General features: G+C 50.5%; 17 protein-coding genes. 10 read left to right on the top strand and 7 right to left on the bottom strand.

The annotated features are described in order from the left end of the window. Window positions 1–5: 5 nt before the first annotated feature. The 5 genes from ACLQ3M_RS10990 (at window position 6) to ACLQ3M_RS10970 (ending at window position 4,954) form a co-directional block, all read left to right on the top strand. A complete protein-coding gene (locus ACLQ3M_RS10990; RefSeq protein ID WP_411677729.1) occupies window positions 6–314 on the top strand; it encodes a V-type ATP synthase subunit F in 309 nt (102 codons plus the stop codon). 29 nt (window positions 315–343) lie between these two features. Beyond that, window positions 344–940 (top strand): V-type ATP synthase subunit E, encoded by a 597-nt coding sequence (locus ACLQ3M_RS10985; protein ID WP_411677728.1) that lies wholly within the window; start codon window positions 344–346, stop codon window positions 938–940. An 86-nt stretch (window positions 941–1,026) separates the two neighbouring features. Continuing rightward, complete coding sequence (locus tag ACLQ3M_RS10980) at window positions 1,027–2,787, top strand: V-type ATP synthase subunit A (protein ID WP_411677727.1); 1,761 nt, start codon at window positions 1,027–1,029, stop codon at window positions 2,785–2,787. Window positions 2,788–2,847: 60 nt separating this feature from the next. Continuing rightward, complete coding sequence (locus tag ACLQ3M_RS10975) at window positions 2,848–4,341, top strand: V-type ATP synthase subunit B (protein ID WP_411677726.1); 1,494 nt, start codon at window positions 2,848–2,850, stop codon at window positions 4,339–4,341. After that, on the top strand, window positions 4,334–4,954 hold the full coding sequence (locus ACLQ3M_RS10970) for a V-type ATP synthase subunit D (protein ID WP_411677725.1): 621 nt from the start codon (window positions 4,334–4,336) through the stop codon (window positions 4,952–4,954). Before ACLQ3M_RS10975 ends, ACLQ3M_RS10970 begins: the two co-directional genes overlap by 8 nt. A gap of 114 nt (window positions 4,955–5,068) precedes the next feature. Here the strand turns inward: ACLQ3M_RS10970 and ACLQ3M_RS10965 are convergent, their stop codons facing one another. Next, complete coding sequence (locus ACLQ3M_RS10965) at window positions 5,069–6,319, bottom strand: acetate/propionate family kinase (protein ID WP_411677724.1); 1,251 nt, start codon at window positions 6,317–6,319, stop codon at window positions 5,069–5,071. Between the two features lie 117 nt (window positions 6,320–6,436). Here ACLQ3M_RS10965 and ACLQ3M_RS10960 point away from each other — a divergent pair, with 117 nt between their 5' ends. Both ACLQ3M_RS10960 and ACLQ3M_RS10955 read left to right on the top strand, forming a co-directional pair. Next, window positions 6,437–7,624 carry a nucleotidyltransferase family protein gene (locus ACLQ3M_RS10960; RefSeq protein ID WP_411677723.1) on the top strand — a complete coding sequence of 396 codons (1,188 nt, stop codon included), beginning with the start codon at window positions 6,437–6,439 and terminating at the stop codon, window positions 7,622–7,624. A 23-nt stretch (window positions 7,625–7,647) separates the two neighbouring features. Further along, window positions 7,648–8,580 carry a hypothetical protein gene (locus ACLQ3M_RS10955; protein WP_411677722.1) on the top strand — a complete coding sequence of 311 codons (933 nt, stop codon included), beginning with the start codon at window positions 7,648–7,650 and terminating at the stop codon, window positions 8,578–8,580. Window positions 8,581–8,688: 108 nt separating this feature from the next. On the opposite strand, the gene ACLQ3M_RS10950 is transcribed toward ACLQ3M_RS10955, so the two are convergent. From ACLQ3M_RS10950 to ACLQ3M_RS10925, 6 genes are all read right to left on the bottom strand, one after another. Next, window positions 8,689–10,545 (bottom strand): DUF2207 domain-containing protein, encoded by a 1,857-nt coding sequence (locus tag ACLQ3M_RS10950; protein WP_411677721.1) that lies wholly within the window; start codon window positions 10,543–10,545, stop codon window positions 8,689–8,691. A gap of 143 nt (window positions 10,546–10,688) precedes the next feature. Beyond that, the gene (locus tag ACLQ3M_RS10945) at window positions 10,689–11,246 is read right to left on the bottom strand and encodes a LemA family protein (protein ID WP_411677720.1); all 558 of its coding nucleotides are present in this window, start codon (window positions 11,244–11,246) and stop codon (window positions 10,689–10,691) included. Window positions 11,247–11,323: 77 nt separating this feature from the next. Continuing rightward, window positions 11,324–11,965: a redox-sensing transcriptional repressor Rex gene (locus ACLQ3M_RS10940; protein WP_411677719.1), complete on the bottom strand. Its 642-nt coding sequence runs from the start codon at window positions 11,963–11,965 to the stop codon at window positions 11,324–11,326. A 37-nt stretch (window positions 11,966–12,002) separates the two neighbouring features. Further along, complete coding sequence (locus tag ACLQ3M_RS10935; protein WP_411677718.1) at window positions 12,003–13,211, bottom strand: NADP-dependent isocitrate dehydrogenase; 1,209 nt, start codon at window positions 13,209–13,211, stop codon at window positions 12,003–12,005. A 17-nt stretch (window positions 13,212–13,228) separates the two neighbouring features. Continuing rightward, window positions 13,229–13,942, bottom strand: a complete 714-nt coding sequence (locus ACLQ3M_RS10930; protein WP_411677717.1) for a TraX family protein — start codon at window positions 13,940–13,942, stop codon at window positions 13,229–13,231. Between the two features lie 5 nt (window positions 13,943–13,947). Continuing rightward, on the bottom strand, window positions 13,948–15,888 hold the full coding sequence (locus tag ACLQ3M_RS10925; protein ID WP_411677716.1) for an aconitate hydratase: 1,941 nt from the start codon (window positions 15,886–15,888) through the stop codon (window positions 13,948–13,950). A gap of 261 nt (window positions 15,889–16,149) precedes the next feature. Here ACLQ3M_RS10925 and ACLQ3M_RS10920 point away from each other — a divergent pair, with 261 nt between their 5' ends. The 3 genes from ACLQ3M_RS10920 to ACLQ3M_RS10910 are packed head-to-tail and all read left to right on the top strand — an operon-like array spanning window position 16,150 to window position 20,381. Further along, window positions 16,150–16,893 carry a ClpP family protease gene (locus tag ACLQ3M_RS10920; RefSeq protein ID WP_411677715.1) on the top strand — a complete coding sequence of 248 codons (744 nt, stop codon included), beginning with the start codon at window positions 16,150–16,152 and terminating at the stop codon, window positions 16,891–16,893. 44 nt (window positions 16,894–16,937) lie between these two features. Beyond that, window positions 16,938–17,891 carry an undecaprenyl-diphosphate phosphatase gene (locus tag ACLQ3M_RS10915; protein WP_411677714.1) on the top strand — a complete coding sequence of 318 codons (954 nt, stop codon included), beginning with the start codon at window positions 16,938–16,940 and terminating at the stop codon, window positions 17,889–17,891. A gap of 12 nt (window positions 17,892–17,903) precedes the next feature. Next, a complete protein-coding gene (locus ACLQ3M_RS10910) occupies window positions 17,904–20,381 on the top strand; it encodes a DNA translocase FtsK (RefSeq protein ID WP_411677713.1) in 2,478 nt (825 codons plus the stop codon). The last annotated feature ends 1 nt before the right edge of the window (window position 20,382 follow it).

Below are 20,382 nucleotides of genomic sequence, written 5' to 3'. Positions count from 1 at the left end.
GGCTTATGCGTTTTTATGTAATCAGCGACAATGTGGATACACAGGTTGGAATGCGCCTGGCTGGAATCGAAGGCGTTGTTGTCCACGAGGCGGACGAAGTTAAGCAGGCTCTTCAGAAAGCGATGGACGAAGAAGATATCGCTGTGGTTCTAATTACCGAGGCCCTGCTCTCCCTCTGTTCCGATATGGTTTACAATCTGAAGCTGAACCAAAGGCGGCCGCTGATTGTGGAAATTCCCGACCGTCATGGTAACGGGCGCACCAAGGATTCCATTACCCGTTATGTACGAGAAGCGATCGGCGTTAAGATTTAGTTGAATTTTAGTCGAACGGGGGCTCAATAATGGCTAACACAGATGAGAAGAAAGATAAATTTTACTCTGCCATAAACCACTACGCCGAGGAGCAACGAAAAAAGATCGAAGATGAAATCACCGCTTTTAAGGAAAAAGAACTCGGTGAAGCGGAAATGGAAGTCCTGACGGAATGTTACCGCATGATTCAGAAAGAAATGAGTCAGATGCGGATGGGAATCGTCAAGGAAATGGCCGTTCGGGAAATGGCTTTGAAGCGCGAGCTGCTGGAAAAGCGGCAGAAAATCACAGACGACATTTTCCAGCGCTCCGCGGATAAACTGGTTGAATTCACGAAAACAGAGCGTTACGCAGATTTTCTGAAAAAATCTGCCGAACAATTTTCCAAAGTACTGCAGAATGAGGGAACAGTGGTTTTCTTAAAATCCGGTGATGAAAAATACGAGGATTTGATTCGGAGTTCTTTTAGCAGCGCCTGTTCCTTTCAAGTTCTTGAAAGCATAAGGATCGGCGGAATCAGGGCCCGAAACGACAACATGGGACTGTCGGCGGATGGAACTCTCGACACCCTTCTGGAAAATCAGCGCGAATGGTTCGAAGAACAGTCTGGTATGGCCGTTGTCTGAACAATTGCTAAAAAATCCGTCCGTCATGAATGCATTGCGGTATTTCAGCAGTTTTGTAACGGATTAGTGTTATCGGAGATGAATTTATGGATAATCAGGATACGATATACGGAATCAACGGGCCTGTAGTAACCGTCAGGGACTCCCGCAGTTTTTCCATGATGGAAATGGTGTATGTTGGAAATGAGCGTCTGGTCGGCGAAGTGATCGGTGTTTCCGACCATTTGACCACAATCCAGGTCTATGAGGAAACAACCGGCCTGCGCCCCGGAGAGCCGGTTTACGGTACAGGAAGCCCGATGAACGTCACCCTTGGGCCCGGGATCCTAGATAATATTTTTGACGGGATCGAGCGCCCCTTAAAGGAAATCGCCAAAGAATCCGGTTCGTTCATCGCCCGCGGCAGCAATATTGCTGCGCTCGACGAGAGCCGCGAATGGGATGTTACGGTTACCGTAAAAGAAGGGGACCTTTTAAAGGGCGGCGAAGTCTATGCCGAATTGCCGGAAACACCGATCATCCGCCACAAGTGTATGGTGCCGCCGGGACTTTCCGGTACGGTTGCATCCGTCAAATCAAACGGAAAATACCATGTGAACGATACAGTTGTGGAATTAAAGGATGAGCTTGGTAAAATTCATGAACTTTCCCTATGCCAGAAGTGGTCAATCCGGACCCCGCGTCCGGTTTCCGGACATCTTCCGCCCAACATTCCTTTAATCACCGGTCAGCGCGTCATCGACACGCTGTTCCCGGTTTCCAAAGGCGGTACGGCGGCGATCCCGGGCGGCTTCGGCACCGGTAAAACCATGACGCAGCATCAGCTTGCCAAATGGTGTGACGCGGATATTATTATTTATGTCGGATGCGGCGAACGCGGCAATGAAATGAGTCAGGTTCTGGAGGAATTTTCGGACTTGACCGACCCAAAATCCGGCCGTCCGATGACGGACCGAACCGTGTTGATCGCCAATACAAGCAACATGCCGGTGGCGGCCCGCGAAGCATCCATCTATACCGGCATTACCCTTGGCGAGTATTACCGCGATATGGGTTACCACGTCGCGCTGATGGCGGATTCCACCTCCCGCTGGGCGGAAGCTCTGCGTGAAATTTCCGGCCGTTTGGAGGAAATGCCCGCAGAAGAAGGTTTCCCCGCTTATTTGCCCAGCCGTCTTGCCGAGTTTTATGAACGCGCAGGCATGGTAAAAAATTTGAACGACTCGGAAGGGTCGGTAACCATTATCGGGGCTGTATCTCCGCAGGGCTCCGATTTCTCCGAGCCCGTTACCCAGAATACCAAGCGTTTTACCCGCTGTTTTTGGGCGCTGGATAAGGCTCTTGCCTATGCGCGCCACTACCCCGCGATAAACTGGATGCAAAGCTACAGCGAATATTTTTCCGACCTTGACCCTTGGTATACGGAACATCTCGGGAATGATTTCATCCAATACCGCAAGAGGATCAACAATCTTCTCCAACAGGAAAACAAACTGATGGAAATTGTAAAGCTGATCGGTTCGGATGTTCTTCCTGACGACCAGAAACTGATTATTGAAATCGCCCGGGTCATTCGCGTCGGCTTTTTGCAGCAGAACGCTTTTCATGCGGAGGATACCTATGTTCCTCTTGAAAAGCAAAAGCAGATGATGAAGGTAATTCTTTATCTTTATCAAAAGGCAAAACATTTAATTTCCGCCAGCATACCGATTTCCGGCATTTTGCAAACCGGTCTTTTTGACAAGCTGGTCAAGATGAAATATGATATTCCGAACAACAAACCGGAAATGTTTGAAGACTATATCAAAGAGATTGACAGTACTCTCTCCAAGATCGTTTCTGCTTAACGGGCATATTTCCCCGCTGGCACCGTACTGTTAAAATGATTGATTGGAAGGCGGTTTCACATGATTCTTGATTATATCGGCGTAAAAGATATTAACGGCCCCCTGATCGTTCTTGACGACGTTCAGAACGCATTTTTCGAAGAGGTTGTGGGCATCCGTCTGGATGACGGCAGCATTCGACAGGGCCGAATTGTGCAAATGGAAGGAAACCGTGCCGTCATTCAGGTTTTTGAGGGAACCCGCGGAATTTCCCTGACCAACACGCGAACCAGACTGACCGGCCGCCCAATGGAAATGCCGCTCTCTCCCGAACTCCTGGGACGCATTTTCGACGGTTCCGGACGGCCAATTGACGGCTTGGGGAATATCTTCCCCGTAAAAAGAGCCAACGTTAACGGAACTCCGATCAACCCGGTCTCAAGAATCTATCCGAAAAACTATATCAATACCGGCATTTCCACGATAGACACGCTCATGACGCTGATCCGCGGGCAGAAGCTTCCGATTTTTTCCGGTTCCGGTATGAAGCACAATGAACTCGCCGTCCAGATTGCCCGCCAGTCAAGAATCAGCGACGAAAACGGCGAATTCGCAATCGTTTTTGCAGCAATGGGCGTGAAAAACGACGTCGCGGACTATTTCCGCCGGTCGTTCAGTGAATCCGGTATTCTGCAGCGGGTCGTCATGTTTCAAAACCTTGCCAACGATCCGATCATCGAAAGAATTCTGACTCCGCGCTGCGCGCTGACCGTCGCGGAATATCTGGCCTTTGAGCTGGGCATGCATATCCTCGTCATTATGACGGATATGACCGCTTACGCGGAAGCTCTGCGTGAATTCAGCTCCTCCAAGGGCGAAATCCCCGGAAGAAAGGGATACCCGGGGTATCTTTATTCCGACCTTGCGTCCCTCTACGAACGCGCAGGCATGGTAAAGGGCAAAACCGGTTCCGTTACGCAGCTCCCGATTCTGACCATGCCGAATGACGATGTAACGCACCCGGTTCCGGACTTGACGGGATATATTACGGAAGGACAGATTGTTCTGGACCGTTCTCTGGACGGACAGGGTATCTATCCTCCGGTTGCCGTTCTCCCCTCCCTTTCGCGTTTGATGAAGGATGGTATCGGAAAAGGATATACGCGTGAGGACCATTCGGCGCTTTCCAACCAGCTTTTCGCATCCTACGCAAAAGTGATGGATGTCCGTTCGCTTGCTTCCGTTATCGGTGAAGAAGAGCTGTCTCCCGAAGACAAGAAATATCTGGAATTCGGCAAATTGTTTGAATCACATTTTGTAAATCAGGGGCCTTCCGAAAACCGCTCCATCGAGCAGAGTCTTGACCTTGGCTGGGAACTGCTCGCAACCCTTCCCCGCGGAGCGCTGGACCGCGTTGACGACCAGATGCTGGATCAGTATTACGAGCCCGCGAAGAAACGTCTGTCGGCCGACAACGCCAAGGACAGGGTGTCTCAGGCTATCTGGGATCATGTAAACAAGATCGGTGAGGACTCCAAAGAAGATAGCGGCAACGGAGGCGGCGAAAATGAGTGAGCAGATCGTACCCACCAAAGGGAATCTTCTGTCTACCAAAAAAACACTGGAGCTCTCCCGCTCCGGATTTGAACTGCTGGACCGGAAGCGCAACATTTTAATCCGCGAAATGATGGCGCTGATCGACAGGGCGAATCAGCTTCAGGGTAAGATCGACAAAGCTTACGAAGAAGCATATGCCGCTCTCCAGCGAGCCAACATCACGCTCGGCATTGTCAAGGAGCTTTCCCAGACCGTTCCTGTGGAAAACGGGCTGAACGTCGCTTACCGCAGCGTAATGGGCGTTGAAATCCCTATGGTATCCCTTCAAGCGGAAAAGGCTCAGGTTCCGTTCGGCTTAATGTCCACAAATATCCTGCTCGACCGGGCCTATCTGAAATTCGATGAAGTGAAAAAACTGACCGCCGAGTTAGCTGAAGTCGAAAACAGCGTCTACAGGCTGGCTAACGCGGTAAAGAAAACGCAGAAGCGCGCAAACGCGCTGAAAAATATCATGATTCCCCGCTTTGAGCAGACGGTGAAAACCATCACTGAGGCGTTGGAGGAAAAGGATCGTGAAGATTTCTCGCGTATGAAAATCATCAAACGGCAAAAAGCCAGCAAAACCGCATGAAAGAGGCTTCCCATTCCGGGAAGCCTCTTTTCTATAAAATGGAAAATATTCCACCATGAAGAAGGAGCATCTCAGCGCTGCTCCTATCAAGGCTGTTTTTGAGAAGTTTACAAGTCAGACGTCTTCCGGGTCAACGTTGGTCTTATCCGGAGCCGACGCATATTCGAGCCTGCTAACAATATTCTTTGTGTCGCGGGCAATGACGAGCTCCTCATTTGTGTTGATGACGTAAACGGAAACGGTGGAATCAAAAGCGGAGATTTTGCCTTCCTTGCCGAGAACAAACTCATCGTTCTTGATCGGATCAATCTTAACCCCCAGATATTTCAGGTTTTTGCAGATGGAATAGCGCATGGGAGGCTGATTTTCACCAAGACCCGCGGTAAAGACGATGCAGTCCACGCCGTTCAAAGCCGCCGCATAAGCTCCAATTTGTTTGGAGATCTGATAGTTCAGCATTTCATGAGCAAGAATTGCTTTCGGATCACCGCCGATTTCCGCTTTCGTTACATCGCGGTCATCGCTGTAGCCGCAGATGCCATACATGCCGGATTTGCGGTTCAGAACCTCGTCCATCTGCTTCGGAGTAAGACCTTCCTTTTCCATAATAAAGGTCACAATGGAAGGGTCAAGAGAACCGGAACGAGTCCCCATCATAAAACCGTCCAGCGGAGTCAGACCCATGCTGGTATCGATCACTTTGCCGTTTTGGATGGCTGCGATGGAAGAGCCGTTGCCGATATGGCAGGTAATCATTTTAATGTCTTCAAGAGGCTGATGCATCAGATGTGCGCAATGACTGCTTACATACCGATGCGACGTACCGTGAAAACCGTAACGGCGAACATTATACTTTTCATAATACTCATATGGAACTGCATACATATAAGCTTTTTGGGGCATGGTTGCATGGAACGAAGTATCGAAAACAACGCACTGAGGCTTGTCCTTACCAAACACTTTCTGGCAGGCAAGAATAGCGTTTACTTCAGGACCATTGTGAAGCGGAGCCAAGGGAATCAGATTTTGAATCTGGCGGATGACTTCATCTGTTACCAGAACGGATTTATCAAAAATCGCGCCGCCCTGAACCACACGGTGGCCGATTGCAGAAATTTCATTCAGGCTGGAAATAACACCGACTTCTTTGTCGACAAGAGCTTCTGTAACAAGCTGAAACGCCGCCTCATGATCTTTAATTTCTGTTTTGGTTTTCTTACTGCGGCCATCGGATGTTTTGTGCTGGAATGCACCGTCCACTCCGATTCTGTCACAGAGACCTTTTGCAAGCATTTTCTCCGTCTCCATATCAATCAGCTGATATTTCAGGGAAGAACTGCCTGCGTTGATGACCAATACCTTCATTATTTACCTCCAAGATTTCACGCATTCATGAGCAGAACTATTGTAAGAGCTTTTAGAATCGTGTAATATAGTATATCATAATACAGGAAAGGTATAATTTCAAGGTTATCTTATAAAATGTTAACAGCGGGTATTATCTGTGAATACAATCCTTTTCACTATGGGCACGAATATTTAATGAAGCGGTTAAGAGCATATGGCGCGACGCACATCGTCGCCGTCATGAGCGGCAATTTTGTGCAGCGCGGCGACGCGGCAATTCTCTCAAAGCGGGCCAGGGTCCGGCAGGCGCTGCTCTGCGGAGCGGATCTGGTCGCGGAGCTTCCCCTGCCCTGGTCAGTTGCGGGCGCCGAGCGGTTTGCTTTCGGCGGCGTCGCGCTTCTTGACGCCATCGGTGCCGACCTGATCGGGTTCGGCAGTGAATGCGGAAATGTCGACCGGCTGAAAGCCGCGGCGAAAGCGCTTTCTTCCCCATTGCTGCGGGAGGAAATGCGAAAAACACTTCAAAACGGATCCACCTTCGCGGCGGCAAGGCAAAACGCGGTGGAACAGTTGTTCGGTTCGGAAACAGCCGCTTTGCTCCGCGACCCCAACAATATTCTCGGCATCGAATATATGAAAGCCGCTGAAAGGATCGGCTCCGGCATCACGCCGGTTACCGTCAGCCGTTTCGGTTCGGCACACGACGCAGACCGTGAGTCAGGCTCTTTTGCTTCCTCCGGTCAGATTCGGAGACTGCTACGGTGCGGGCGGGACTGCTCCCCCCTAATGCCTTCCGCCGCCTACTCGGTTTTGAGTAAAGAGATGAAAGCCGAAAAAGCTCCCGCAGATCTTTTCCTTGCGGAACGGGCGGTTCTCGCGCAGCTTCGGATGATGACGAGAGAGGATTTTGCAGCTCTGCCCGACATCAGCGAAGGCTTGGAAAACAGAATCTTCAATGCGGCCGCCCAGGCGACCGGGCTGGAAGAGCTGTATTTTCTTACAAAGACCAAACGGTATCCGCTTGCGCGGATCCGGAGGATTGTTCTCTCCGCATTTTTAGGATTGAAAGCCTTTCATTCTTCCGGCCTTCCACCCTATATCCGGATTTTGGGACTTGGAAAGCGAGGACCGGAAATTCTGCAAAAGGCCGGATCCATTTCCAAACTGCCGATTATTTCCCGCTCATCCGACCTTGCCGGTCTGGACGACAGAGGAAAGGAAATTGCGGATTTGGAGAGCAAAGCGACCGATCTGTATGCTCTGTGCCTTCCAAAAATCGCTCCCTGCGGCATAGACCGTACCGAAAAAGTGATCACGCTTTAATGCTAGAAAGGGTGTCCCTTCTCATGGAAATACAAGAACTGGAATATGAAGACTTCGGACGCTGCATCAGGATTACCAACGAAATCCTCGACTGCGTCGTATCAATAGAGACGGGGCCAAGAATTTTACGATTTGGCTTTATTGATGAGCAAAATATCTTTTATACCGACCTTGATCATAAATACACATTATTTGACGAAAAAAACACCATGCCGGCTAAAAATTCGGTTTACCAGCTTTACGGGGGACATCGTCTGCAAATATGCCAAACACCACAGATCGACTTTCCGGACAATGCTCCGGTTGTTTACAGCACCCAGTCCGAAGGCATTACCTTTACCCCGCCAAAGCTGAAGCCGGAAGAAATTCAGCTTTCTTTTGAAATTATTATGGGGGAAAAAGCCACTGATATTATGATTGTCCACACGGCTAAAAATTGTTCCCGGGAAACCATGGTCTTCGCCCTCTTTCCTTCAACAATGGTAGCCGGTGGCGGAGTAGCCGTCATTCCGCAGAATTTACAGGCACAACAGGGCAGGCCTAACAGGACAATCAGCCTGTGGCCAGGTACCAATCTGAAAGATCAACGTATTTCCTGCGGGAACCGGTTCCTAGCCATCCGGCATGAATCTGGAAATCAAGCCCCGCTCAGAATTGGAACCAACAATCTGCCGGGCTGGATCGCATATGCCGTTAATGGCGTTGTTCTTGTTAAAAGGTTTGTGGCAACTCCTCAGGCAGCCTATCCCGATTCGGGAAGCACCTGCGAAATCCGCCTGACCGAAGATTTTGCGGAACTTTCCTCTTTAAGCCCCATGTATCAGGTAAAACCCGGTGAAACCATCAAACACGTTGAAAACCTGTCTCTTTACCGAATGGACCGCCTGCCAGCTTTTCACGATGAAGATGAAATAGAAAAATGGATGAACGAGTTGTTCGATAATCCCGGTCCATAACCTTGATCATGCACTTGAATTGCTTCAGTAGATAATATTTCTTCAAAACAATATCGTTCTAAAAAACAAAGCACCTGGCTGATGTACCGCCAAGTGCTTTGTTTGTCGTCAGCGGACGCCTCCGCCTCCGCCTCCGCCAAAGCCTCCGCCTCCGCCGGAGAATCCTCCCCCGCCGAAGCCGCCACCTCCAAAACCGCCGCCAAATTTTCCTCCGCCGTTCATGGACGAATTGGATAATCTGGTTGCTGCCGAACCGACTTGCCGGAATGTACTGCCCAGCGCAGCCCCAAAGTCAAAAGCACCCCGCGACGGAGCAAGCCCACCCCAATAAATTCTCGGCCCGAACATGAAGTATAAATAGCTGCCGGCAAAATTGCCGTTAACATACGTTTCATCCCTAAGCTGAGGGTACGCCATTTTGAGCTGTTTGCATACTTCGCCGGAAACCCCCATCATGGTCGCATAGACCAGATATTCCTCCCAGAGTTCAAGCTGGGGAACACCATACTCTTTCATGCGTGAAAATTCGACCATGTATTTTTTCAGTCCATGCCAAACGCCGTATTCGTATTCGCCTTTTTGGCTCAATTTCATTTTCACCGAGCCGCCGACCATCAACAATATGCCGGACAATAACATGGAGACAGGAAGATAAATCAGCAAAACTCCCAGAATATCCGTTCCCGCAAAGAGTACAAACGCAAACAGAATCAACAACACGCCGACCCATTTGGATGCGGAGAAGAAAACAGGCCGTGCCTCGTAATATCCCCGCTGAGAAAGCTCTCTTTTTGTGGCAACGGAAAAGTCCTCCAGCTTACGACCGACATATTCCCCATGAGACTCCGCATATTTTTGAAATTCTCTCATGGTAAATCGATTTCCCGATGTCTCTCCGACGGTGGTAATCAGTTCAAGAAAAACTTTCTCACTTTCCGTCAGCTCTTCTCCCTTTGTATCACCGGTCAGAATAACGGTTAATCGGTCTCCGGTACTTTCAAATTGTACGAATCCTTTTCTGGCCATGCTCAGAAGCGTGGCGCTGAGCATCCTGTTTTTTTCTTTTTCATGAAGTCCGGAATAGAAATAATAAAGGTTGGCAATCCCTCCCGGGCTGTTTCCCTGCGGGATCTCTCTCGTATATTCCGGTACCTCAACCGCATACCTCTTGTTCTTTTTGCGGAGCCGGAAAAAGAAAAACAGAGTAATTCCCAAAAGGAGAACCGCGCCGGCGGCATCAAGAACGCCAAGCAGGAATTCCATTCGAAGCTTCCGCTCGTATTCGTCAGCCCATTTTTGTTCTTCCTGTTCAATCCCCGGCAAAACCGCCTGGGAAACGACATTTTTAGAAGACGGAAACAACTGCGGCGGCATGCAAAGGCGGACTTCAACCGAATGACCCGCCGGAATAGAAGAGGCCGTAAAACTGATTTGATCGTTGGAGTCAATCGACAGATTGCTTTTCACATCCGTATGCAGCCACGCGCGTACATCCTTTTTGTTGCCACCGGACGGAAAGCGGATCGTGCCGTCCATCACAGTGACGGGAAGGCTGAAATTGCTCGGAAGAAAATAGTTATATAAAACCGCCGTGTCCTGATAAACAGTGACAAGATTTTTAATTCTGTAAGTAAAGGTAAACGTCCGGACGCCTTTTTCAATCGAAGGCATAAACCAGCCGATTTCAACCTGATTTCCGGTTTGATAAAGGTAACATTGGTCCTGCATTTCATCGCCGGAAACACTTTCCGGGTCAACATCGCCCGCAAAGGAATAAGGAATCCCCCGGTCCTCGTCATAAACGGTTAAATCTGTAATTTCTGCGGACTCGCCTGCTTTTAAAGAAAAGGACTTATAGATGTTCCGATAGGGTTTGTTGCGGTCTTTTAAATTGATTTTCCATGTTTCAGAGACCGTCATGTCTCCGTTTTCCATCAAAGCCGCGGAAACGTTCAGCTTCTGCAACACTTGCCTTGAGTTTTTATCATAATCATCCGAGCAGGCGGTCAAAGGAAGAAAGCAGAACAAGACCGCCGTTAATAGGAAAAAGGCTCGCAGTTGTAATTTGGGGATAATTTTTCCGGCTTCCCTATGATTCATTATTGATTTCAAAATTTCACCTGCGGGACAGCCCGGTCCGCTTCCTCGATTTCAAAGTATTTTTTCTGGTTGAAATGAAACACCGACGCAATCAGATTTGACGGAAAACGCATGACGTATTCGTTGTATTTCATAGCCGTATCATTATAAAACTGGCGGGAAACGGCAATTTTGCTTTCTATTTCGCGAAGCTGATCCTGCAGATTCAGGAAATTCTGATTTGCTTTCAGATCCGGATACTGTTCCGCGGTCGCGAAAAGATTGACGATTGCCCTTGAAAGCTTGGCGTTATTCTCCATCGCTTCCTCCGGCGTTTTTGCATTCATCGCCGCGCCGCGCCATTTCGTCACTTCCGACAGGGTAGACTTTTCATGCGCTGCGTAACCCTTTACCGTTTCAACCAGATTTGGAATCAGATCAAATCTTTTTTTCAGTTGTACGTCCACCTGAGACCAGCTGTTGTCAACACGGACAGAAAATGAGATCAGCCTGTTGTAAGCCGAAACACACCAGACAACCAGTATCAGCAGTATTGCCAAAAGAATTGCGAGCGGAATCCAACCCATAGAATTACCTCCTTCTGTTTCACCTGTTTCTTATGATCCGATAAAGCTCAAAAAATATGCGGCTGCCTTTCTGCCGTTTATTTGGCAGACTGATCGGAAATCCGGTAGCATAAAGTCATAAGGCTATCATTCAGATGAACATTTTCAACAATAGCGTCGGGGTACTGCATGGAAAGATCATAATGGCTGAAATTCCAGAAATTGCGAATTCCGAGATTATAAAGCTGTTCAGCAAGTTGACTGGCCGCGGTTCTGGGCACACAGAAAATCGCCATGACCGGCTTTTCCTTTTTACAGAATTCCTCCAGACCCGCTACATCCCTCACTTTCAGGTTTGCAAGCTCCGTCCCAATTCGTTCCGGCGAATTGTCGAAAACTCCAATCAGGCGGAATCCCTCCGACTCAAACGACATATGGGTGCTGATTGCCCGGCCAAGGTTCCCGGCGCCGAACAGGATGGTGGGGTATTTACCGGAAAGGCCGAGTATATTGCCGATTTCGTCACAGAGCTGACTGACGATATATCCGTAGCCCTGCTGGCCAAAGCCGCCAAAACAATTCAGGTCCTGACGAATTTGAGAAGCGGTAAGACCCAGCTTAGCCGAAAGCTCCGTCGAAGAAATCCTCGTGACGCCTTTCTCTTTTAAATGAATCAAAAAGCGGTAATAACGCGGCAGGCGCCTGATTACCGACATAGAAACCTTTTCACGTCTTGACATGACGCATTCCTCCAATTCAAGTGAAACATGAAACTGATTAAAGCTGATCCATAGTTCTGCGAACGGCACCCAAAAAGGTTTCCGTATCCACCGTTTTTTTCATTTGTAACGTTGATATTCCCGATAAATCTCCCGTCATTGTTCCGCTTTCCACCGTCCGAATTGAAGCAAGCTCCAGCTTTTCGGCAAATTGAGACAGTTTCGGTATCCCGTCGAGTTCACCGCGCTTTTTCAGCGCGCCCGTCCAGGCAAACAAAGTGGCAAGCGGATTGGTAGAAGTTTTTTCTCCCTTTAAGTGCCGGTAATAATGGCGCTGAACCGTACCGTGGGCCGCTTCATATTCATAGACTCCCTTTGGCGAAACCAATACGCTGGTCATCATGGCCAGACTTCCGAACGCCGTTGCAACCAGGTCGCTCATGACATCACCGTCATAGTTTTTGCAAGCCCAGATGAACCCGCCCTCTGAGCGGATCACGCGCGCAACAGCATCGTCGATCAGCGTATAAAAGTAAGTGATTCCAGCCTTTTTGAACTTTTCCTCATAATCTTTTTGAAAAATATTCTGAAAAACATCTTTAAACCTGTGATCGTATGTTTTGGAAATCGTGTCTTTTGTGGAAAACCAAATATCTTTTTTTACACCAAGAGCATACTGGAAACAGGAGTGAGCAAAATTGGAAATACTCTCATCAAGATTGTGGACTCCCTGAACAATGCCGGATGACTGAAATTCATGGATCGTCATTCGTTTTTCGTTTCCGGCGGCATCCGTAACTACCAATTCCGCCTTTGAGCCCGCAGCGGCAGCCATTTCCACATTCCTGTATACGTCGCCGTAAGCGTGGCGGGCCACTGTGATCGGCTTTTTCCAGGCCGGAACCAGCGGCGTGATTCCCTTGACCAGAATCGGAGTGCGAAAAACCGTGCCGTCCAGAATCGCACGGATCGTCCCATTCGGAGATTTCCACATTTGGTTCAAATCATACTCTTTCACCCGGTCCGCGTTCGGGGTAATGGTGGCGCATTTAACACCGACGCCGAATTTTTCGATCGCCTGCGCCGCTTCAACGGTCACACGATCCTCTGTCTCGTCGCGGTGTTTTAGTCCAAGATCATAATACTCTGTTTTCAGGTCAATATAGGGCATCAGCAAAATGTCCTTGATCTGCTTCCAGATCACTCTGGTCATTTCGTCCCCGTCCATTTCGACAAGTGGGGTTCGCATCTTTATTTTTTCTGCCATGGCAGCATCCTCCAATTCTAAATAAAAAGCTTAATCAGCCCAAGCACCAGCAAATGCGCGGGATAAAAAATATAAAACGTCCATTTGGAGTAACGTCCGCCGCCGCGTTCTCCGCTGTAACGCGATAGAATCGGCAGGCACAGGAAAACACCCGCCTGAAACAGTTGGCTGTAAAGCGGACGCCCCATCGTAACTGAGGAAAACGTACTGAGCAGGACCATTATAATTGCCATGATGGAAAACGATTGCATCTGAAGGCGGAAATTCCCGCGATTTTGCCAGAAGGCAAGGGTGAAAAGAATATCAAAGAACATCCAGTCCCCCGGGAGCGAGAGAACGCAAAGAGCGAAAACCGCCAGCGTCCGGAAAAACGGATTTTCTATTTTATCACTGGCGCGAATTGCCAGAAGGCTCAGAAACAGGGTGTAGATTACGCTGAAAGGGAAAAAACTCAACGGCTTCCCCGTTTCGAACAGAACGAAAGGAATATGGGAAATCAGCGCGAACAGGCCGAGCCTGAAAGCATATTTCTGAAAGTTGTGCGTATGCGCATAGCCTTCCGCCAGAAAAAAGCACATGGTCGGCGCCGTGATTCTGCCGATGATATGCATCAGCTGCCCTGCCGCGGAATAGGTCGGTACAAAGCCCCACGCAACGTGATCAATCAGCATCGCGGTAATTGCAATCCATTTGATTGTGTTTGCCGACAGTTTTTTCACCGACGTGTCCAACTCTCTTACGCCCTTCCGTTTTGTTCCCGTGTGTCGTTCAGCAAACCGCCCGCCAGAACAATTCTGCGCTGGCGCTCGCTCAACACAGGCTTCGCCTGAAAGGAAGTCCCATTCGTCCTGTTTCGGACGGTGATTGTTCGCCCGTCTTGAACCGCGCCGCACACATCGTTCAGTTCCAGTTCATCCATCTGATCGACTGTATCATAATCCTTTTCATTTTCAAAAATCAAGGGAAGAATTCCGGCGTTTACAAGGTTTGCACAGTGAATTCTTGCGAAGCTCTTAACAATCACGGCCTTGACGCCGAGGTACAGCGGAACCAGAGCAGCGTGTTCCCTGGACGACCCCTGCCCGTAGTTCGAGCCTCCGACAATGATGCCGCTCCCGTTTTCCCTGCAGCGCTGCGCAAAGGCTTTGTCGCATACGGCAAAGCAAAACTGCGAAAGATAAGGAATATTCGACCGGTACGGAAGAATTTTAGAGCCGGCAGGCATAATATGGTCGGTCGTTATGTTGTCCCCAACCTTTAAAAGGGTTTTGGCTTTGATGGTTTCCGAAAGGGGACCGGCAACCGGGAGTTCTTTGATGTTAGGCCCGCGGAGAATCGGAAGATCCTTCGCTTTCTCCTCGGAAGCAGGCGGGATAATCATATTGTCGTTGATCTCAAAACAGTCCGGAAGGTTGATTGTAGGCTCCTCTCCCAGGGTTCTGGGGTCTGTCAGCACACCCGAAAGCGCGGAGGCAGCCGCGGTTTCCGGTCCGACAAGGTAGATTTGGGCGTCGGCTGTACCGGAACGCCCGAGGAAATTCCGGTTAAACGTCCGCAGTGAAATTCCGGCCGATTTCGGGGACTGCCCCATTCCGATGCAGGGGCCGCAGGCACATTCCAGGATTCTTGCCCCCGCGTCGATCAGGTCGGCAAGCGCGCCGTTTTCGGCGAGCATGCCGTACACCTGCCGCGAACCCGGTGCAATCGACAGGCTGACGTTGGGGCTGATCGTTTTGCCCTTCAAAATTGAAGCCACTCGCATCATGTCGCGCAGGGAAGAATTCGTGCAGGAGCCGATGCAGACCTGATCAACCTCAATCGGTCCGATTTCCCGAACCGGTTTGACGGCGTCCGGACTATGCGGGCAAGCCGCCAAGGGTTCGATGGAAGAAAGATCGATTTCAATAGTTTCGTCATAGACGGCGTCCGCATCCGGGCGCAGCTCCGTCCAATCCTGTTCCCTCCCCTGTGCCTTCAAGAATTCCAGCGTTACTTCATCCGAAGGAAAAACTGAAGTCGTAGCCCCAAGCTCCGCGCCCATATTCGTAATGGTGGCCCGTTCCGGGACCGTCAGCGTTTTTACTCCATTCCCGGCATATTCCAGAATTTTGCCCACTCCGCCTTTGACCGACAAGCGGCGGAGCACCTCCAGAATCACATCTTTCGCGCTGACCCAGGGGGAAAGCGCCCCGGTCAGAACAACCCTCAGAATTTTCGGCATCGTAATGTAGTATGGGCCACCGCCCATCGCGACGGCGACGTCCAGCCCCCCCGCCCCGATTGCCAGCATGCCGATGCCTCCGCCTGTGGGAGTGTGGCTGTCGGAACCGATCAGGGTTTTCCCCGGGATACCGAAGCGTTCCAGATGAACCTGGTGGCAAATGCCGTTGCCCGGCCTTGAATAATAAATTCCGTGTTTTTTTGCGACCGACTGAATGAACCGGTGATCGTCCGCATTTTCAAATCCGGTTTGCAGCGTATTGTGATCGACATACGCAACCGAGCGTTCCGTGCGAACCCTTGGAACACCCATTGCCTCAAATTCGATATATGCCATCGTACCCGTGGCATCCTGCGTTAACGTCTGGTCTATTTTGAGGCCGATTTCGCTGCCAATCGTCATAGTGCCGCTGACAAGATGATTTTTTATAATTTTCTGTGCCAGTGTCAAACCCATATTGGAATCCTCTCCTAATCTTGAATAATCCATACGGTAAAAGTTGCAAAATTGAATAGACAAAACTATTATGAATTAAAATTCAATTATTGTCAATCAATTAACATTCCGAACGGAATTATTTTTCTGTTTGATTTTTAATTTGTTGATGAATATGGGAACAAATGTTATAATAACAATGAATTAGCGGGCGGGCTGCCCTCCCGCGTGTATGTTATGCCCTTCCAAAGGCAAACTAAGCCTTGTGGGAGGTGCCTATTAATGAGCGAAGAAGAAAACAAGGATGAACGAACAAGTCGGTCAATGGACCACATTGTGGATTCGGGTTCCATCATTACCGGAGATGGAAAACACCTGATTCAATGCATGACCATCATCGGCCAGATTGAAGGCCACACCGTTCTGCCTTCTCAAAACAAGACAACGAAATACGAACATGTGATTCCTCAGCTGGTTGCGATCGACGAAGACCGGGAAATCGACGGTCTGCTGATTATGCTTAACACCGTTGGCGGCGACGTCGAAGCCGGGCTGGCTCTTGCGGAGCTGATTGCGGGCATGAAGAAGCCGACTGTATCGATCGTTCTGGGCGGCGGGCATTCCATCGGGGTTCCGCTTGCCGTCGCGGCCAAACATTCGTTTATCGTCCCCAGCGCGACGATGACGCTGCACCCTGTGCGAATGAACGGCCTGACGCTCGGTGTTCCTCAAACTCTGGACTATTTTGAAAGAATGCAGAATAGAATCACAAAATTTGTGACCGGGCATTCCAAAATTTCCGCCGACCGCCTGACGGAGCTTTCCATGAACACGCAGGAACTTGTTCTCGACATCGGCTCCGTCCTGGAAGGGATGGACGCGGTCCGGGAGGGCCTGATCGATTCTCTCGGCAGCCTTTCCGACGCGGTCGATTGTCTTTACGGAATGATTGACGAAAGAAAGAAAAAGGAAAAAAGGAAAACATCGGAACCGCAAAAAGCATCCAGAGGGAAACAGTCCAAATAATTCGGGGCGGCCCCGTGCCGTCCTTACATAACGGAGGAACTTGCATGACGGTTCTTCAAGCGGTTCTTGAGGGAATCATTCAGGGTGCGACGGAATTCCTGCCCGTGTCCAGCAGCGGCCATCTGTCGCTGAGCCAGCATTTTCTGGGAATACAGCAGCCGAGTCTCTTCTTTGACGTAATGCTTCATCTGGGTACTCTGGCTGCGGTGCTTGCCGTTTATTACAAACTGGTTTGGCGGCTTTTGCTGGAGTTTTTTTCTATGATTCGCGATCTTGTCACGAAAAACCTTACTGCGAAACGAATGAGTCCGGACCGGCGGATGCTTCTGATGCTTTTTCTCAGCCTTGTTCCTTTGTTCCTGCTTTTTCTGCCTGTTCCCGGTTCCGGCCGAAGACTGAAGGATTTCGCGGATCAATGGGCGACCGACGGGGACATTCTGGTGGAGGGTTTTTCTTTGATTGCGACAGGGCTTCTGCTCTCGGCCGGTATTTTTTTCTCCCGGCGGGACGCGAAAATACATAATAAGGAAAAGAGACCCGGTTCAAGACCTTACTCCGGCAGAAAGGAATATAACGCGGGCGACGCGCTGTCAGTCGGACTCATGCAGTGCGCGGCCGCCCTGTTTCCGGGTTTATCCCGCTCCGGTTCCACGCTTTCCGCCGGACTGATCCGCGGAATCAGCCGGAAAACAGCTCTGGATTACTCCTTTGTTCTTGGAATTCCCTCCATTCTGGCTGCGGCCGCTCTGGAAATGAAGGATGCCCTTTCCGCACCCCCTTCCGTACCGGCCGGGGTGATTCTGGCAGGTATCGCATCCGCCGCGCTGGTCGGATTTCTTGCGATTCTGCTCCTGCGATGGATGGTGAATTCCGGTCATCTTGCGGTTTTTGCGATTTACACGCTTGTGCTGGGCATCGTTGTCACAGTGGTTGGATTTGTGGAGCACCGCACGGGAATCAACCTTGTAAGCGGGGCCATACTGAACTTTAACGGATAGAAGGTGTGCCGTTTGGCAAATCAAAAAAGCAGAAAAAAACACGCCGCAAAGCCGGCGGTCAAAAAAACGGTTTCCGCGAAAGACGCGGCCTCCGCGGCCATGCGAAGCGCACAGGCAAACAAACAAAAAAGCCAGATCTATGCCGTTGTTCTGTTTGCCTGCTCCATTTTGATGTTTTGTCTCGTTCTGATCAGCGGTGACCACATCTGGCACTGGTTTCACAACGTGCTTCTCGGCCTGTTTGGCAGCTGGGCGATTCTTTGGCCTGTTCTGCTCTTGTACATATCCATCGTAACCGCTCTGGAACGGCAGGGAACCCATACCGGCGGAAAACTGATTCTGATGATCGTAATCATCGCCCTCTTCTGTGCTTCGGCTTATATTTTTTCCGTCAGCAAAAACGTAACCCTCCACTCATTCTGGACAAGCCTTGTAACTCTCTACACAGAAGGAACGGATCGCGCGGGTTCCGGTTTTTTCAGCGGCCTTCTTGGAATCCCGATTGTCGCCGCCCTCGGGCCGCTTGGGTCTAAAATTGTCATTTTACTGCTGCTCTTTGTCGCCATTATGGTCTTGACCGGGACAAGCCTGATTCAATTATTCCGTACCGTTGCCAAACCGGCCGGAATGGTTAAAAACAGCCTTGATACGGTGCGCGAAAAAAGGATTGAACGCAACCGCGAAAATCTGAACATCGACATCGCGCTCGACGACGACGGGCTACCGCTTCACCCTGTCCGTTCGGCAAATAAAAAGCCGGTCAAGAAAAATGATAAGCTGGAACAACTGGAAAAGGTTTTCTCAATCGGAGTTCCCTCCGCGCAGCCGGAACCGGAGCAAAAGCCGGAAGAACCGTGCAAAACTACCTCCGATGGGAAAGAGGCGGAACCTCCGGCCAAGCCGGATTCCGCTCCTGCTTTGGAAAAAAGCACTCAGGAAAAATTCTCCGTCAAAGCAACCCCTCCCCCAGCCGATCCGCCGCAGGACGGGGAATATCATACTCCGCCCATTTCGATGCTGGAGACAACGCGCGAATTGAGCGAGCAGGAAGCAATCAGTGAAATCCAAACCAACGGTCGGCAGTTGGTCGACACGCTGAAAAGCTTCGGGGTTCAGACCTCTTTTGTCGGGTACAGTCGCGGCCCTGCGGTCACACGCTATGAGCTGCAGCCCGCAAGCGGGGTAAAAATCAGCAAGATCACCAATCTTTCCGACGACCTCTCCATGAACCTTGCCACCGCGGGGCTTCGAATCGAAGCGCCGATTCCGGGCAAAGCAGCGGTCGGAATCGAGGTTCCAAACAAGAAAAACACGGTTGTCCGGATGCGGGAGCTGATTGAAAGCAACAGTTTCACCGTTGCAAAAAGTCATTTGACCGTCGCTCTGGGGCGCGACATCGCGGGCGGAGTTGCCGTTTCGGATCTTGCTAAAATGCCCCATCTTCTGATTGCCGGCGCCACCGGCTCCGGTAAATCGGTCTGTATCAACTCCATGATTATCAGCCTGCTTTATAAATCCTCTCCGGAGGACGTCCGATTTTTAATGATCGACCCAAAGGTTGTGGAGCTGGGAATCTACAACGGCATTCCCCACCTGCTGGTTCCCGTCGTGACCGATCCGAGAAAAGCGGCGGGCGCGCTGAGCTGGGCGGTCAACGAAATGCTGAAACGGTACAAGATCTTTGCGGCGCGGAACGTGCGCGACCTGCCCGCCTATAACTCGCTGGCCGCACAGTGCAACTATCAGGACGACGAAGGTCAGCCGATGGAGCATATGCCTCAAATTGTCATCATTATCGACGAGCTTGCAGACCTGATGATGGCCGCTCCGAATGAGGTTGAGGATTCAATCTGCCGTCTTGCTCAAATGGCCCGCGCGGCGGGGATGCATCTGGTCATTGCCACGCAGCGGCCGTCGGTCGACGTCATCACGGGAATTATTAAGGCGAATATCCCAAGCCGGATCGCTTTCGCCGTATCTTCCCAGGTGGACTCCAGAACGATTCTGGACATGGGCGGCGCCGAAAAGCTTCTGGGGCGGGGCGACATGCTGTTTTCCCCCGTCGGTTCGCAGAAGCCGATCCGCATTCAGGGATGCTTTGTCAGCGACAGTGAAATCGAATCCATCGTCGGATTCGTCAAGAAGTCCCAGGAAGCGGACTATAACGAAACCATCGCCGAGGAAATTGAGCGGAACGCCGCCGCGGAAAAAGGCGACTCCTCTTCCTCCGGCTCGGAGGAAAGCGGCGACCCGATGATGCCGGACGCCATCAAATGCATCGTGGAAGCCGGTCAGGCCTCCACTTCTCTGCTCCAGCGCCGCCTGAGGCTCGGCTACGCACGGGCGGGAAGACTGATCGACGAAATGGAACAGATGGGCATTGTCGGGCCACGGGATGGCTCCAAGCCGCGTCAGGTGCTGATCACCTACCAGCAATTTCTTGAAATGAACATGCAAAAGCCCGACTCGGAGCCAAAAGCAGGAACTTGAG

Source organism: Caproicibacter sp. (assembly GCF_046707225.1).
Taxonomy (GTDB): Bacteria; Bacillota; Clostridia; order Oscillospirales; family Acutalibacteraceae; genus Caproicibacter.
This window is presented reverse-complemented; position numbering and strand designations above follow the sequence as displayed.